Annotated in this window: 14 protein-coding genes; 3 read left to right on the top strand and 11 right to left on the bottom strand. The window is 69.3% G+C overall.

Annotated features, from left to right (window positions below):
• Positions 1 to 14: 14 nt before the first annotated feature.
• The 5 genes from ACFWF2_RS24510 to ACFWF2_RS24490 form a co-directional block, all read right to left on the bottom strand.
• Positions 15 to 194, bottom strand: coding sequence for an antitoxin (locus ACFWF2_RS24510; protein ID WP_379309783.1), 180 nt, complete (start codon positions 192 to 194; stop codon positions 15 to 17).
• Between the two features lie 97 nt (positions 195 to 291).
• Entirely contained in the window at positions 292 to 2,559 is a 2,268-nt protein-coding gene (locus ACFWF2_RS24505; protein WP_379309782.1) for an ATP-dependent DNA ligase, read from the bottom strand.
• 51 nt (positions 2,560 to 2,610) lie between these two features.
• On the bottom strand, positions 2,611 to 2,943 hold the full coding sequence (locus ACFWF2_RS24500; RefSeq protein ID WP_379309781.1) for an Rv0909 family putative TA system antitoxin: 333 nt from the start codon (positions 2,941 to 2,943) through the stop codon (positions 2,611 to 2,613).
• A gap of 61 nt (positions 2,944 to 3,004) precedes the next feature.
• Positions 3,005 to 4,138: an MBL fold metallo-hydrolase gene (locus tag ACFWF2_RS24495; RefSeq protein ID WP_379309779.1), complete on the bottom strand. Its 1,134-nt coding sequence runs from the start codon at positions 4,136 to 4,138 to the stop codon at positions 3,005 to 3,007.
• A complete protein-coding gene (locus ACFWF2_RS24490; protein ID WP_379309778.1) occupies positions 4,138 to 4,866 on the bottom strand; it encodes an enoyl-CoA hydratase in 729 nt (242 codons plus the stop codon). Before ACFWF2_RS24490 ends, ACFWF2_RS24495 begins: the two co-directional genes overlap by 1 nt.
• Positions 4,867 to 4,957: 91 nt before the next feature.
• Here ACFWF2_RS24490 and ACFWF2_RS24485 point away from each other — a divergent pair, with 91 nt between their 5' ends.
• Positions 4,958 to 6,076: an NAD(P)-binding domain-containing protein gene (locus ACFWF2_RS24485; protein WP_379309777.1), complete on the top strand. Its 1,119-nt coding sequence runs from the start codon at positions 4,958 to 4,960 to the stop codon at positions 6,074 to 6,076.
• Here the strand turns inward: ACFWF2_RS24485 and ACFWF2_RS24480 are convergent.
• Positions 6,057 to 6,911 (bottom strand): aldo/keto reductase, encoded by an 855-nt coding sequence (locus ACFWF2_RS24480; protein WP_379309776.1) that lies wholly within the window; start codon positions 6,909 to 6,911, stop codon positions 6,057 to 6,059. The two genes, ACFWF2_RS24485 and ACFWF2_RS24480, sit on opposite strands and share 20 nt — an antisense overlap.
• Positions 6,912 to 7,004: 93 nt before the next feature.
• Positions 7,005 to 8,507 carry a carboxyl transferase domain-containing protein gene (locus tag ACFWF2_RS24475; RefSeq protein ID WP_379309785.1) on the bottom strand — a complete coding sequence of 501 codons (1,503 nt, stop codon included), beginning with the start codon at positions 8,505 to 8,507 and terminating at the stop codon, positions 7,005 to 7,007.
• Positions 8,508 to 8,616: 109 nt separating this feature from the next.
• Here ACFWF2_RS24475 and ACFWF2_RS24470 point away from each other — a divergent pair, with 109 nt between their 5' ends.
• Complete coding sequence (locus ACFWF2_RS24470; RefSeq protein WP_189030263.1) at positions 8,617 to 8,892, top strand: helix-turn-helix transcriptional regulator; 276 nt, start codon at positions 8,617 to 8,619, stop codon at positions 8,890 to 8,892.
• Complete coding sequence (locus ACFWF2_RS24465; protein WP_379309775.1) at positions 8,889 to 9,428, top strand: hypothetical protein; 540 nt, start codon at positions 8,889 to 8,891, stop codon at positions 9,426 to 9,428. The genes ACFWF2_RS24470 and ACFWF2_RS24465 overlap by 4 nt, the downstream gene beginning before the upstream one ends.
• 52 nt (positions 9,429 to 9,480) lie before the next feature.
• On the opposite strand, the gene ACFWF2_RS24460 is transcribed toward ACFWF2_RS24465, so the two are convergent.
• From ACFWF2_RS24460 to ACFWF2_RS24445, 4 genes are read right to left on the bottom strand one after another with little or no spacing between them, the layout of a single operon-like run.
• A complete protein-coding gene (locus ACFWF2_RS24460; protein WP_378852141.1) occupies positions 9,481 to 10,083 on the bottom strand; it encodes an ATP/GTP-binding protein in 603 nt (200 codons plus the stop codon).
• Positions 10,064 to 10,438: a DUF742 domain-containing protein gene (locus tag ACFWF2_RS24455; RefSeq protein WP_019044950.1), complete on the bottom strand. Its 375-nt coding sequence runs from the start codon at positions 10,436 to 10,438 to the stop codon at positions 10,064 to 10,066. The genes ACFWF2_RS24460 and ACFWF2_RS24455 overlap by 20 nt, the downstream gene beginning before the upstream one ends.
• A gap of 7 nt (positions 10,439 to 10,445) precedes the next feature.
• Positions 10,446 to 10,859, bottom strand: coding sequence for a roadblock/LC7 domain-containing protein (locus ACFWF2_RS24450; RefSeq protein WP_011207200.1), 414 nt, complete (start codon positions 10,857 to 10,859; stop codon positions 10,446 to 10,448).
• On the bottom strand, positions 10,856 to 14,581 hold the full coding sequence (locus ACFWF2_RS24445) for an ATP-binding protein (RefSeq protein ID WP_379309774.1): 3,726 nt from the start codon (positions 14,579 to 14,581) through the stop codon (positions 10,856 to 10,858). The genes ACFWF2_RS24450 and ACFWF2_RS24445 overlap by 4 nt, the downstream gene beginning before the upstream one ends.
• Positions 14,582 to 14,846 lie beyond the last annotated feature (265 nt).

Raw genomic sequence — 14,846 nt, 5'->3', positions numbered from 1 at the left:
CCGCCGGGACGAACTCACGCCTGATCGCGGATGGCGTTCTTGGCTGCTTCCTGCGCGGAGTCGACCTGGCCGGAGAACTTGCCGCCGGTCTTCGCGTCGACCACGTCACCGGCCTTCTCGATCACGCCGTCGACCTTGTCCGCGTGCTGGGCGGCCAGGTCCATCGCCTTACCCGCCAGGTTTTTGAAATCCACCGTGCACTCCTCGCTGATTTCGAACTCCAGTCTCGAGCGCACCAGCGCTCCACAACGCGATCACCCTAGCAACACCGCAGCTTTCGCGTCGACGGCATCAACCGCGCGACCGCGTCACACCGTCCCACACGGGATGCCACAGCCGTCCGGTGTCGGTCCAGGCCTGGAAGCGCACGGTGCCGGTGAGTTTCGGGGTGACCCACTCCGCGTCGCGGCACTCGTCGGCGGTCATCTCGTTGACGAACGGCGAACTCGCGCGGTGCAGCCGGCGAAGCTCGGCGGCGATGCGCCGCGCCTGCTCGGTGTCGAACCCGGTGCCGACGCGGCCGACGTAGACGAGCCCGTTCTCGTGCGGTATCCCGAGCAGCAGCGACTTGAACTCCCGTTTGTCGCTGCGCCGCCACCCGCCGACCACGACCTCCCGCGACCGCCAGTTGCGCTGCTTGAGCCAGGTCTGGCCGCGCTTGCCCGGCTGATACACCGAGTCGACCCGCTTGGCCACGACCCCCTCCTGCCCCTGCTCGCTACTGGCCCGCATGGCCTCGGCGCCCGAACCGTCCAGCAGTTCCGAGACATTCATCGACGGCGCCAGCCTGCCGAGCGCCTCGAGTACCGACCGCCGGTCGCTGTACTTCTTGCGCAGCAGGGAGGTGCCGTCGAGATAGAGCACGTCGAAAGCGACGAACACGGCCCGCGCCGAATCCGCTTGCAGCGACGAGATATCCGAGAGGCCGTTCGCGTCGAGCACCACCGCCTCGCCGTCGAGCACCACTCGGTGCCCGGCCAGTTCGGTGCCGAGCGCGGCCAGGCGCGGGTAACGGGTGGTCACGATGTTGCCCGCCCGGCTGCGGACGGTGACGGTGCCGTCGTCGATCTCGACGATCACCCGGAAGCCGTCCCACTTGGTTTCGAAGGCCCACTCCCCCGCGGCCAGTGATTCCACCGCACCGGCCGTCGCGAGCATCGGCGCGAGGCCACGTGGGAAATCACGGGACCCGCTGTCCGCCACGGGTTCTCGCCGGACCTGATCGCGCATGTAGTGCATCAGCCACTGGTCGCCGTTGGTCTGGATGAACGCGTAGCGGCCGTGCAGGCGCTCGCCGTCGAGTTCCACGATCACCTCGTCGTCGCGCCATTTCTCGGTGACGTAGGTGCCCGAGTCCCAGATCGTCATCTCGCCCGCGCCGTACTCGCCCTTCGGGATGGTGCCGTGGAAGTGCAGGTATTCGAGCGGATGATCCTCGGTGCGCACGGCGAGGCGATTGTGTCTCGGCTCGGTGGGCGGGCCCTTGGGCACCGCCCACGAGGCGAGGACGCCGTCGCGCTCGAGTCGCACGTCCCAGTGCAATCGGCGGGCGTGGTGTTCCTGGACGACGAAGCGGTCACCGGAGCCGGGTTCGGGTGCGGTGGCGGGCACCGGTTCGGGGGTGCGCTCGGGATCGCGCATGCTGCGGTACTTGGTCAGTGCGTCGGGGCCGCTCGGCAGCGGCGGGTCGAGTTCGGCCAGCAGATCGCCGTCGGCCTGCCAGCGGGCCAGGACCTCGTCGAAACGCAACTGGCGCAACGCTTTCACGTCTTCGATCTCGGCCCAGCCGCGCGGCGCCGCGGCATTGGGCTGGGTGCGACCGCGCAGCGAGTACGGGGCGATGGTGGTCTTGGCCGCGTTGTTCTGGCTCCAGTCCAGGAAGACCTTGCCCGCGCGGGCCGACTTGGCCATCGTCGCCGTCACCAGATCCGGGTGCAGCTGTTCGAGATTGGCGGCCACCTGCTTGGCGACGGTGGACGCGCCGCGCGAGCTCACCGGCCGGTCCAGCGGCACGTAGACGTGAATTCCCTTGCTGCCGCTGGTCACCGGGAAGGCCTGCATGCCGATGTCGGCGACCATGTCGCGCACGGCCAGCGCGACCCGCGCGCATTCGGCCAGCCCCGCGCCGGGCCCTGGGTCGAGATCGAAGACGATCCTGGTCGCCGGGCCGCGCTGTTCGCCGTCGAATCGCCATTGCGGCACATGGACTTCCAGCGCCGCCTGCTGGCCGAGCCAGGCCATGCCCGCCTCGGAATCGATCAGCGGATAGACCACCTTGCGGCTGGAATGCTCGATCGCGCGGCGCTGGATCCACGCCGGCGCGTGCTCGGGCAGGTTCTTCTCGAAGAAGTCGGGGTGATCGACCCCGTTGGGCCACCGTTTCCTGGTGACCGGCCGCCCCGCGACGTGGGGCAGTATGGCCGCGGCGATCGCCGAATAGTAGGCGATCACTTCGCCTTTGGTCGTCCCGGTCGCCGGGTACAGCACCTTGTCGAGGTTGCTGAGCTCAACCTCGATGCCGGGCTCACCCGGCGGACCCCGGAACTCCCGGCGGACCATCGACGCGGTACGGCGGCGGGGACCGAAGCGACCCGGCCCCCGCGCACCGAATCAGGCCTGCGGCCCCGGATCGGTCGGCGCGGCGCCGCCGGCAGTGGTGCCGGGGCCGGGCTTCGGCGGGGTGGCGCCTGGGGTGGCGCCGGGGGCGGTATTCGGCGGGGTGGTGGTGCCGGACGCAGGGCCCTGACCGGTGCCGGACTGCGGCGGAACGACCTTCTTGGCCGCGTCCTTGCCCTTCTCGATCTTGTCGCTGTACTTGCCGCCGGTCTTCTCATCGATGAACGTGCCGGCCTTGTCGACCGCTTCGTTGATCTTGTCGGCGTTCTGCTCGACCGCCTCCTTGCCCTTCCCGAGCAAGCCCTTCAAGGTATCCACGAGACTCATCTGCCGATGTTCCTTTCCCGTTTTGGCGCGATTGCCCGTCGCTACGCGAAGCCGAAAGGGTTCACTCCACATCTTCCCACCACGAAACCCGTGGTGGGAGGTCATTCGGAACCACCCGCTCGCCCGGCTTGGGCACTACAGTGCGGGTACCCGCTTCGGCCGCGGCGGACACCAACCGGTGCACCGGCTCCGACCATCCGTGGAAGGCGAGATTGAAAGTGGCCCAGTGGATCGGCACCAGCAGGCCGTAGCCCGCGTCGCCGAGGCACAGGTCGGCGTGCGCGCGCACCGCCTCCTCCGGGTTCATGTGCACGTCGGTCCAGCGCTCGTCGTAGGCGCCGATCGGCAGCAGCGTCAGATCGAAGGGGCCGAGGACGGCGCCCGCCTGCGAGAACGCCTTCGTGTATCCGGTGTCGCCGCCGAAATAGACCCGCTTGGTCGGCCCGGCCAGTGCCCAGGACGCCCACAGGGTGGTGTTGCGGACCAGGCCGCGGCCGGAGAAATGCCTGGCCTCGGCGCAGGTGATGGTGAGCCCGCGGTCGGCGGCGTTGTGGCCGAGCGAGACCGAGCCGCCCCAGTCGAGCTCGATGATGCGGTCCTCGGGCACACCCCAGTGCCGCAGGTGCGCGCCGATGCCGGTCGGCACGACGAACGGCGCGAGCTGTGCGCGGACCAGTTCGTCGATGGTGGCCTTGTCGAGGTGGTCGTAGTGATCGTGGGAGATGATCACCGCGTCGACGGCGGGCAGCGACGACAGTTCGCCGGGCACCGGATGCAGCCGGGCCGGACCGACCAGCGGGGACGGCGAGACGCGCTCGCTCCACACCGGGTCGGCCAGCACGCGGTAGCCGTCGAGTTCGACGAGCGCGCTCGCGTGCCCGTACCAGGTCACCGCCAGCGGCGCGGCCTCCTCCGGCACCGCGGGGGTGACCAGGGGGACCGGGCGCGACGGCCTGCCGACCCGGCCCTTGGTGAGTCCGGACCACAGCAGCGAGGGCGCGGCGCCGGGAGCGAGCATGCTGCTCGGCTCGGTGTTGTGGAAGCGGCCGTCCCGGAACGACGACTTGCCGAGCGCGATCGGCTCGATGGCCGCCGGTCCGGCGCCGATGGCCGTTGACAGCCCCCACACCGCACGCGCCACCCAGGCGAGCCCGAGCGTGCTCGCCACCGACCCCGCAACACGCGCGAGCCGCATCAGCGGCCCACGAACTTCGCTGGGCGCTTCTCCTGCCGGGCCATACGACCCTCCTTCGCGTCGTCGCTGGTCCACGCCGCTTCCAGCGCGGCCCGCTGCTGGGCGCTCGCCGGTTCGCGAGTGCCGTCGTCGTTGAGCATGAGCTTCATCGCCCGCAGCGAGAGCGGGGCGAGCGCGGCGATCGACTTCGCCCAGTCCTGCGCGTCGGCGAGGGTGCCGAGCTTGTTGGCGAAGCCGAAGGCGTAGGCATCGGTGGCCGTGACCGGGTCGGCCGCGAGCAGGATGGTGCGGGCCGGGCCGCCGCCGATCAGCGAGACCAGCCGCGAGACCGTCCAGCGGTCGACCGAGATGCCGAGTTTGGCGGCCGGGACCGCGATGTAGGCGTCGGGCTCGAGCACCCGCAGGTCCGAGGCGATCGCCAGTTGCACGCCCGCGCCGAGCGCACCGCCGTTGATCGCCGAGATCACCGGGACCGGCAGTGCTTCGATGGTGTGCAGCATGTCGAGCAGGCCGGACAGGAACGTCTCGGAGTAGACGCCGGACAGGTCGGCGCCCGCGCTGAAGATCGGGCCACGGCCGGTGAGCACGATGACCCGCGCGCCCTGCTCCACCGCGTCGAGCATCGCGGCACGCAACAGGCCGACCAACTCCTCACTCAGCGCGTTGCGCCGTTCCTCGCGCTGTAATTCGATGGTGATCACGTCACCATCGCGGGTCACGCCGAGCATGCATTCTCCCCAGAAGTACCGGATACCTTGCGTGCCATAACTCTGCCACAGGCGACCGTCGACGCCCGGTAAGGCGATAGCATCGGCGGCTGTGGCGACCGACTTCGACATCCTGGTGATCGGTGCGGGCCAGGCGGGACTCTCGGCCGGTTACCACCTGCGCCGCCGCGGATTGGTCCCCGAACGCGACTTCCTCATCGTCGACCACGCGCCCGGCCCCGGCGGCGCCTGGCAGTTCCGCTGGCCGTCGCTGACGCTGACCACCGTGAACCGGGTGCACGATCTGCCGGGGATGTCCTTCGCCGAGACGCTGCCGCCCGGCTCGGAATCCGCACCGGCGGCCACCGCGGTGCCGCACTACTACGAACTCTACGAAAAGCGCTTCGACCTGCGGGTACGGCGACAGGTGACGGTGCATGTCGTCTGCGATCGGACCGCCGACGGGCAGACCTGCGCCGGGCGCGGCGAGGTGCTGCACGTCGAGACCGAGGGCGCGGGGACCCTGCGCACGCGGGGGTTGATCAACGGCACCGGAACCTGGGAGCGCCCGTTCATTCCGGTGTATCCGGGCGCTGGCACGTTCACCGGCCGTCAGCTGCACACCCGCGATTACCGCACGGCCGCGGAGTTCGCCGGCAAACATGTGGTCATCGTCGGCGGCGGCATCTCGGCGGTGCAATTGCTCGACGAGATCTCGCAGGTGACGTCTACCACATGGGTCACCAGGAGCGAGCCGGTGTTCCGGTCGCTGCCCTTCCGCGAGGAGGACGGGCGCGCGGCCGTGGCCGTCGTCGAGGACCGGGTGCGCCGCGGTCTGCCGCCCGGATCGGTGGTCTCGGTGACCGGGCTCCCGCTGGACGAGCGGCTGCGCGCCGCGCGTGACCGGGGCGCGCTGGCTCGGCAGCCGATGTTCGAACGGATCGAGCCGACGGGCGTGCGCTGGGCGGACGGGCGGTTCCAGGAAGCCGATGTCATCCTGTGGGCGACCGGTTTCCGCAGCTCGCTGGACCATCTCGCGCCGTTGCGGCTGCGCGGACCCGGCGGCGGGATCACCATGACCGGTCGCCTCGCCACCCAGGTCGCGGTCGATCCACGGATCCATCTGATCGGCTACGGGCCGTCGGCCAGCACCATCGGCGCGAACCGGGCGGGCCGGGCCGCGGCTGCCGAATTGACCGGCTACCTGGGGATCAGTCCAGACCGAGGCTGAGGGTGGCCGGGTCGGCGCCGACCCTGGTACCCGTGTCGAGGCGGTCGATCGCCGCCATCGCCTCCGCGTCCAGCTCGAAGGAGAACACGTCGAAGTTCTCCGCGATCCGCGACGGCGTGACCGACTTGGGGATGACGATATTGCCCAGCTGCAGGTGCCACCGGATGATGACCTGTGCGGGCGTGCGGTCGAGTTCCTTGGCGAGGGTGACGATGGTCGGGTTGTCCAGCAGCGTGCCCTGACCGAGCGGGCTCCACGCCTCGGTGGCGATCGCTTGGCTGTCGTCGTAGTGGCGCAGGTCGGGCTGGGCCAGGTTGGGATGCAATTCGATCTGGTTGACCGCCGGGGTCTCGCCCGCCTCGGTGATCAGGGTCACCAGGTCGGTCACCCGGAAGTTGGAGACACCGATCGAGCGGATCCGGCCCTGTGCCTTGAGCGCCTGGAAGGCACGGAAGGTGTCGACATAGCGGCCTGCCGACGGCACCGGCCAGTGGATCAGGTACAGGTCCAGATAGTCCAGGCCCAGCCGCTGCATGCTGGCGTCGAAGGCGCGCAGCGTGCTGTCGTAGCCCTGGTCGGCGTTCCACAGCTTGGTGGTCACGTAGATCTCGTCGCGGGGGATCCCCGAGGCACGGATCGCGCGGCCTACGCCTTCCTCGTTTCCGTAGACCGCGGCCGTGTCGATGCTGCGGTAGCCGACCTTCAATGCCTCGGCCACCACGGGCGTGACGTCGTCCTCCGGCACCTGGAAGACACCGAAGCCGAGCTGCGGGATGACGTTCCCGTCGTTGAGAACGATGGTGGGAACGCGGCTGCTAGCGCTACGGAAAGTCACCTGTTCGACGGTAGAAGTGGTTCGCCGTACCGTCAACGACGCTCACCTGCGTGTTTCCCCAGCTGCGGATTCGGGTGGAAACCGGGGCGCGGGTCAGGAGACGACCCCGATCCGCCGATACCGCACCTTGCGCAGAGCCCGCAGGTCCGCCGTCGGCTGTGCGCGCAGGGCCGCGAGCTCCTCGGTGACCGCGAGGACCATCCTGCGGGCGAAGGCGACCGGCTCGTCGGCGGCGTCGGGGTGCTCGTCGACGATCCGGTCCACCACGCCGTCGGCTTGGAGATCGACCGCGCGGATACCTTGTGCCGCAGCCAGTTCCGGTGCGTGGGTGGTATCGCGGAAGACGATCGCACTCGCCCCCTCCGGCGGCAGCGGAGCCAGCCAGCCGTGTTCGGCGGCGAGTACGCGGTCGGCGGGCAGCAGCGCGAGCGCGCCGCCGCCGGTGCCCTGACCGAGGAGAATCGACACGGTGGGGGTATCCAAGGTGACCAGGTCGGCCAGGCACCGGGCGATCTCCGGGGCCAGCCCGCGTTCCTCGGCTTCCTTGGACAGGGCGGCGCCGACGGTGTCGATCACCAGCACCAGCGGCAGGCGCAGCTCGCGGGCCAGCGCCATCGCGCGCCGCGCCTCCCGCAGCGCGGCAGGGCCCATGGTGTGCTCGCCTTCCTGACCCGATCGGTCGTGACCGAAGACCACGCAGGGCTGGCCGCCGAAACGGACGAGGGCGAGCACCACCGTGCGGTCGGATTCGCCCTGGCCGGTGCCGCTGAGCGGAACCCGCTGTGTCACATGGCGCAGCAGGTCGCGGATGCCCGGCCTACCGGGGCGACGGGTGCTCAGGACCGAATCCCAGGCAGTCGCAGCGGGATTCGTCGCCTTTGCCGGATTGCGAACGGGCGCCGCCCAACCCGGCTCGGCCGAGACCGGGAGGACGACACCGCTGGCGACGCTCAATGCCCGGTGCGCGATCCGGCGGAACACCTCGACGGTGACCACGCCGTCGATCACACCGTTGCGGTACAGGTTCTCCGCCGTCTGCACGCCGGGCGGAAAAGGCTTGCCGTACAACGCCTCATAGACGCGCGGACCGAGGAACCCGATCAGCGCGCCCGGTTCGGCGAAGGTGATGTGGCCGAGCGAACCCCACGACGCGAACACTCCGCCCATCGTGGGATTGCGCAGGTACACCAGATACGGATGCCCCGCCGCCTTGTGCACCGCGACCGCGCCCGCGATCTTCACCATCTGCACGAAAGCGACTGTGCCCTCCTGCATTCTGGTGCCACCCGACGTCGGTGACGCGATGAGCGGAAGCCCGAGCTCGGTAGCCCGCTCCACCGCGGACACGATCCGCTCCGCCGCCGCGACCCCGATCGACCCGGCCAGAAACGCGAATTCACAGGCGATCACAGCGACCCGGCGCCCGCGCAGCAGCCCCTCCCCCGTCAGCACCGACTCATCGGTGCCCGCGCGCCGCGCCGCGGCTATGAGTTCCCGGCGATACCGCGGGGCGACCGCGGGCTCGATCGGCGGGCGGTCCCAGCTCTGGAACGAATCGGGGTCGAGCAACTGCGCGATCAGGTCATTTGCGGACATGTGCACGCGCAGAGCCTAGCGGGCCGCCGACCGCGCCGAGGGTCACGACATCGCGACGGAACATTCGGGAATCTTGACAATGTGTTGTGTTTTTACAACACTTCTTTGTGTGAGCCCAGTCAGACGAGGGGAAACCCTCCCGATCTTCAATCGCATCGCGGTGCTCCGCGCGGAACACCGGATGAGCAGGGCGGCGCTCGCCGACGCCGTCAACGTCAACGTGCAGACGATCGGCGCACTCGAACGCGGCGACCACTATCCGAGCCTCGACCTGGCCCTGCGCATCTGCGATGTGTTCGAGCTCCCGGTCGAGGCGGTGTTCTCCCGCACCGAATTCGGCCCGCTCTCGGCCGAGCTGTACCCACGAACGAAAGGCACGCCATGACCAGCGCGACCGGACTGATCGACCGCTACCAGAACTATCGCGTCCGCCGCTGGCTGGTCCAGGAACAGCGCACCGCCGGCATGCTGAAGGGCTGGCGGCCGCAACGCCGCAGGCGAATGCTGGTGATCGGCGTGGTGACAGCACTGCTCGGCATCGCGGTGGCAGGCGTGCTGTGCGCACTGGATCTCGCCGCGGCCCCGGTCGTCGCGCTGATCGCGCTGCTGCTGTTCCTCCCGAGCTGGACGATGCTGCGCATCGCCTCCGGCGGCCAGGACCACGCACCCGACCCGATGCTCGACGAACTGGAAATCGCCGAACGCAACAAGGCGCGCTCGGCCGGCCTGGCACTCACCCAGTCTTTGACGATGCCGCCACTGGCCTACTTGATCTTCGTCAGCGCCATCGCGCCGCACGCCGACGCCTACCGCACCGCCTACGCGGGCGGCCTGATGATGCTCGCCGCCATCATGGCAGGCGGCTGCGCCCCGGCCATGATCCTCGGCTGGACCCGCCTCGACCCCGAACCGGAATCCTGAGCGGGAACGAATGCGGGGCTGCTGCCTTCATCGCGGCAGCCCCGTCTCCGGGTCAGTAGCCCTGCATGACCTTGCGCAGGGCGTACTCGGTCAAGGACACCAGGGCCTGCTTGGCTGGTTCACGGCGGCGGGCGTCGATCGACATGATCGGCACGTCGGCGGGAACCGCGAGGGCCTGGCGGATGTCCTCGAGGGGGTACTTCGGTGCGTCGTCGAACTCGTTGAGCGCCACCAGGAACGGCAGACCGCGAGCTTCGAAGTAGTCGACCGCGGCGAAGCTGTCCTCCAGCCTGCGGGTGTCGACCAGCACCACGGCGCCGATGGCGCCCTTGATGAGGTCGTCCCACATGAACCAGAACCGGTACTGGCCGGGCGTGCCGAACAGGTACAGAACCAGGTCGTCAGCGAGGCTGATCCGGCCGAAGTCCATCGCCACCGTGGTGGTCGACTTCATCGGAATGCCGGTCAGGTTGTCGATTCCGGTACTGGCGTTGGTCACCAACGCCTCGGTGCGCAGCGGAACGATCTCCGACACTGCACCGACCAACGTGGTCTTACCGACACCGAAGCCACCGGCGACAACGATCTTCGCCGAAGTCGGCTTGCTCGTGCGGGTGTCGACCTGCGCCGTCGAATCAAATACGCCGGAGTCCACTGAGAACCCTTTCGATCAGCTCGCGACGTTCATCGTCGCTGGAATCGTCTTTCAAAGTTGCCGAGACCCGGACATGACCGGCCTCGATGAGATCGGCCACGAGTACCCGCGCTACACCAATCGGGATACCCAATTGGGCAGCTATCTCGGCAACGGACGGCGATTGCCTGCACAACTCCACGATGGACGTTTCGAGGTTGTTCAGTTCGAACTGCCGCTCCATGGCGACCGGATGCGATGCAACGAGTGCCTCCAACGCCAACTCGACCGCCGGCCTGGTACGGCCGGCAGTCAAGGAGTACGGGCGGACGAGGCTGGGCTCGGCGCTCCCCATGCGGTGATCGTCTATGTCCATCCCACCATCAGGAACCCATCGTGACGCGTGGCGTGGCCTGGACGGTCTGGCCAACGCGCTCGACCAACAGAGCCATTTCGTAGCCCACCTGACCGATGTCACACGAGGTGTTGGTCAAGACGGCGAGATACGAGCCGTCGCCGACTGCCATGAGCAGTAGGTAACCGTGCTCCATCTCGACGACGGACTGCAGTACCGTACCGCCTTCGAACAGATTCGACACGCCGACGGAAAGGCTTGCCAGTCCGGCGGTCACAGCGGACAACTGCTCTGCGCGGTCGACCGGAAGCTGGGCGCTCGCGGCCATCAGCAGGCCGTCAGCCGAGACCAGGACGGCATGGGCTACGCCAGGAACCTCGTTGGCGAAGTTCGAAACCAGCCAATCCAGCTGACGGTTCGTACCACCTAGATCGGGGTTCATCGGTCTCCTTTATCTCCGGTTAGGTTCATTGCCTTCATTGCGCGGCCATCCCGGACGCCCTGCTGGTGACGACTCAAGCTGGACCTGATCGTTTCGGGATCACGTTGCGGGGTGCTGTCGGCCTTGCCGGTCACACCGCCAGGCACGAGCCTGCCGCCCGGATTGCGTTGAGGCAAGCCCGCAGCGGTACGAACCTCGGGCTGAGCCTCGCTGGCCCGGCGCGCGGCCTGCCAACCTTCGTCACCCGGTGATTCGAAGGCAGCGGCCATCTGGGACCGGTCGGAATTCTCGTCCGTGAGCCACGCCGACATCATCTCCGCGAAGATCGGCGTTCCGCCCATGACGGAATCGCCCTCCGGTGCCGGCTGCAACCTGGTCTGGAAGAACGACGCAGCCTTGACCGGATTCGACCGGTAGCTGTGCCGACCCGGATCGCGCCCTGCCGACGCAGCGTTCTCCGGTCCCGCAGGATCCCGATCCCGTTGCGGCAGCGCCACTCCCGGCCCGGCGTTCGCCTGCGGTACCACAGTAGCGCCGGGATCGCGCTGGGGCAGCGCATTCGGCGCAGCCGGACGCTGCGGCAGACCGTTCGGCGCTTCCCGCTGCGGCAGACCGGACGCGGGAGCACGCTGCGGCAGACCGTTCTCGGCGGAATCCCGCTGCGGCGCAGGGGCACCACGCTGCGGCAAGCCGTTGGCCGGACGCTGCTGCTGACCGGCCGCCGGATCCCGCTGCGGCAGACCGTTCGGCTGGGCACCACGCTGCGGCAGACCGTTGGACGGATCGCGTTGCGGCAGACCACCGGTCTGCTCACGCTGGGGCAGGCCGTTGGACGGATCACGCTGCGGGAGGCCACCGGTCTGCTCACGCTGGGGCAGCCCGTTCGACGGATCACGCTGCGGCAGACCACCGGTCTGATCGCGGTGCGGCAGGCGCGGCGCCGGATCACGCTGCGGCAGACCGTTGGACGGGGAGCGCTGCGGCAGCCCGGACGCCGGATCACGCGTCACCGGACCGGAATCACGTTGCGGCGCACCGTTGCCCGCGGGGTCCCGCTGGGGCAACCCGGTCGACGGATCACGCTGCGGCAGACCACCGGTCTGCTCACGCTGCGGGAGACCGTTGGACGGATCACGCTGGGGTAGGCCACCCGTCTGGTCCCGCTGGGGTAGGCCACCGGTCTGGTCCCGCTGGGGCAGGCCGCCGGCCGGACGCTGCGGCAGACCACCGGCCGACGGGTCGCGCGGCGGCGCGCCGTTGGCGCCCGGCGACCGCTGCGGCAGACCACCAGCGGTGGTGTCGCGCTTCGGCGGCGCGGTGTCACGCGGTGGCTGGGCCTGATCGCGCGAGGGAGCTCCGTTGGCGCCCGGCGACCGCTGCGGCAGACCACCGGCCAGCGACTGCGGGGCACCGGCGGGCTTGGGATCGCCCGGCTGCCCCGGCGCGGGCGGTGCGCCCTGCGGACGCTGCGGCCCACCCGGTCCGCCCGGCGCGACGCTGCGCTTGGGCAGGCTGGCCGCGGCGAGCTTGCCACGCTGCGGCGCGTTGCCCTGACCGGGCGCGGCCGGACGCAGGGTCGGCGACGACTGCTCGGCGGCGTCCTGCTGCACGCCCTGGGCCATCGAGTTGCCCGGCTGACGCTGCGGCAGACCACCGGGACCGGCCGCGATCGGACCACTGCCCGGGTCGACGGTGACCATCACGTTGCCACCCGGGGTACGGGTGATCGCGCGGGTCTGCATCGTGCTCGGCTGGTTCTGCGGGTTCGGGCGCTGCGGCTGCTGCGGCGTCTGCTGCTGCGGCGTCTGCTTCTGCAGCTGCTGCGGCGCCACGACCGGGCCACCGGCGCCGGTGACGATCAGGCCGACCGGCACGTGCACCGTGACGGTGACGCCCGGATCGCGCGCGGTGTCGAAGGTCGGACGTAGCCGCACGGTCAGCCCGTGCCGCTCGGCGAGCCTGCCGACCACGAACAGACCCATGTGGCGGGCGGTGTCGGGGCCGGGCTCGGCGGTCTGCTCGAGCCTGCGGTTGATCTCCGACATCTCCTGGGGCGGCATACCGATACCGCGGTCGGCGACCTCGATCAGCATGCCCTGATCGTGGGCCTGGGCGAAGGTGAACTTGACGTCGGTCTCCGGCGGGGAGGCGCGCAGCGCGTTGTCGAGCAGCTCGGCGAACAGGTGCGCCATATCGGAGGCGGCCGGTTCGACCAGCGAGCCACGCGGGGTCGCGCCGAGCTTGACCCGCTCGTAGTCCTCGACCTCGGAGATCGCGGCGCGCAGCACGTCGGCGATCTCGACCGGGGCCGACTTGGTCCTGCGCTGCTTGGTGCCGGCGAGGATCAGCAGGTTGTCACCGTTACGGCGCATGCGCGCCGCGAGGTGATCGAGGCGGAAGAGGTTCTCGAGCAGGCGCGGGTCCTTCTCGTCGTACTCCATCGCCTCGATGAGGGTGAGCTGATGGTCGACGAGCGACTTGGACCGGCGGGCCAGGGTCTCGAACATGTCGTTGACCTGGGAACGCATCTGCGCCTGGTCACTGGCCAGGCGCAGCGCCTGACCGTGGATGTCGTCGACGGCGCGGGCCAGCTGGCCGATCTCCTCGTCGGAGCGCACCGGCATCGGCTCGAGCGGCACGTCCTCGGGCGCGGCGCCGTTACGGAGCTGGGCGACCTCGTGCGGCAGATCGGACTCGGCGACGCGCAGCGCGGCGAGGCGCAGGCGGTGCAGCGGCACGATCATCGAGCGGGCGACGAACACGGCGAGCAACAGCGCGGCCAGGATCGTCGCGATGACGACACCGGTGTAGGACCAGGCGCCGGTCGCCGCGGTGGCGGCCAGCTCGTCCATCGCGGACTCGATGGCCTTGGTGGCCGAGTCGACGACGCCCTCGTAGCCGACGAGGCTGGTGAGGAGCGAGGTACGCAGGTCGCCGATGGGGAGTTTGCCCGCCGCCACCTCGGGGCTGCTGACCAGGTTCTGCCGGACGTCGGCCTGCGCCTTGAGGTCGGCGATCACCCGATCACCGTCGGGGAAGCGGTTGGCGAGCACGTCGAGCAGGTGCCGCTCGGTGGCGACGCCGGTGATGAAGTCCTGGGAACCCTGCGGCAGACCGCGCAGCATCCCGGAGAGGCCTGCGAGCTGGTCGACGAGAATCGAACGGGTGTTGAGCGAGTCGACCAGGCGCAGCTTGGCCTGGTCCATGACCGGGTCACTGACCTGCGCGATGGTGGTCTCGACGATGTCGACGCTGTCTTTACGCATCTGCTCGACCGAGGCCAGCGCGGGCTCGGCCGAGGAGGTGAGCGCCTTGCCCTGGCCACGCACGTTCTTGGCCTGCGAGATCATCCGCTGCAGCGCCTCGTGCGCCCGCGGAATATCCGCCAGCCTGCCGAGCGAGGACTCGGCGGCGGCGATCGCGGCGTCGAGGTCGGTGAGGTCCTTGTCGGTGACCAGGGTTACCCCAGGCCCCGCGGGGACCATCTGACTACCGGCCACCCTCGCCGAAGTAGCACTCAGCCCGGTGACCGACGGAATCGAGTCGACCTGCTCATTGATGCTCGACAGTCGGTTGGCTTCCGAGAACTCCGAGGTAATTCTCGACACGCCGAGCCCGACCGCGACCGCGAGCGGCACGGCAAGCACGGCCGTAACCTTCCAACGCAGGTCCCAGTTGCCGAGCGCCCAGCGCTTGCTGCCGGACCTAGCGGCGTCACGCATCTCCCACTCACTTTCCAAACTGGCCTCGTACCTTGAGCCATCAGCGAACCTCCACAGGCGCAATGGTGGCTCGCCAGGCGGAGCTGGCCGAGAACTGCGGCTGGCCGAGAAATTGCGTCTACGACTGCCCGAATAAGTGACAACAGATTCTAACGGATCAATAACTTCTTGGCTGACTCACGGTAGAGGTCCGCGCGATGACCTGCCCGTTCCAGGCAAAACCAAAGGTCGCGGCACCCCCTCGGGTGTCGCGTGAAGTCTGCCA

Origin of the sequence: Nocardia sp. NPDC060259, from assembly GCF_042728775.1 — a bacterium.
GTDB lineage: Bacteria > Actinomycetota > Actinomycetes > Mycobacteriales > Mycobacteriaceae > Nocardia.
The sequence above is the reverse complement of the archived record's forward strand: the minus strand, read 5'-3'. Positions and strand labels throughout refer to the sequence as shown.

What these genes read in the sequence shown, in the direction of transcription:
- ACFWF2_RS24495 (WP_379309779.1), bottom strand. Translation starts at nt 4,138, where the DNA reads ATGCGGCTCGCGCGTGTTGCGGGGTCGGTGGCGAGCACGCTCGGGCTC.
- ACFWF2_RS24500 (WP_379309781.1), bottom strand. Translation starts at nt 2,943, where the DNA reads ATGAGTCTCGTGGATACCTTGAAGGGCTTGCTCGGGAAGGGCAAGGAG.
- ACFWF2_RS24445 (WP_379309774.1), bottom strand. Translation starts at nt 14,581, where the DNA reads ATGCGTGACGCCGCTAGGTCCGGCAGCAAGCGCTGGGCGCTCGGCAAC.
- ACFWF2_RS24450 (WP_011207200.1), bottom strand. Translation starts at nt 10,859, where the DNA reads ATGAACCCCGATCTAGGTGGTACGAACCGTCAGCTGGATTGGCTGGTT.
- ACFWF2_RS24465 (WP_379309775.1), top strand. Translation starts at nt 8,889, where the DNA reads ATGACCAGCGCGACCGGACTGATCGACCGCTACCAGAACTATCGCGTC.
- ACFWF2_RS24505 (WP_379309782.1), bottom strand. Translation starts at nt 2,559, where the DNA reads ATGGTCCGCCGGGAGTTCCGGGGTCCGCCGGGTGAGCCCGGCATCGAG.
- ACFWF2_RS24475 (WP_379309785.1), bottom strand. Translation starts at nt 8,507, where the DNA reads ATGTCCGCAAATGACCTGATCGCGCAGTTGCTCGACCCCGATTCGTTC.
- ACFWF2_RS24490 (WP_379309778.1), bottom strand. Translation starts at nt 4,866, where the DNA reads ATGCTCGGCGTGACCCGCGATGGTGACGTGATCACCATCGAATTACAG.
- ACFWF2_RS24455 (WP_019044950.1), bottom strand. Translation starts at nt 10,438, where the DNA reads ATGGACATAGACGATCACCGCATGGGGAGCGCCGAGCCCAGCCTCGTC.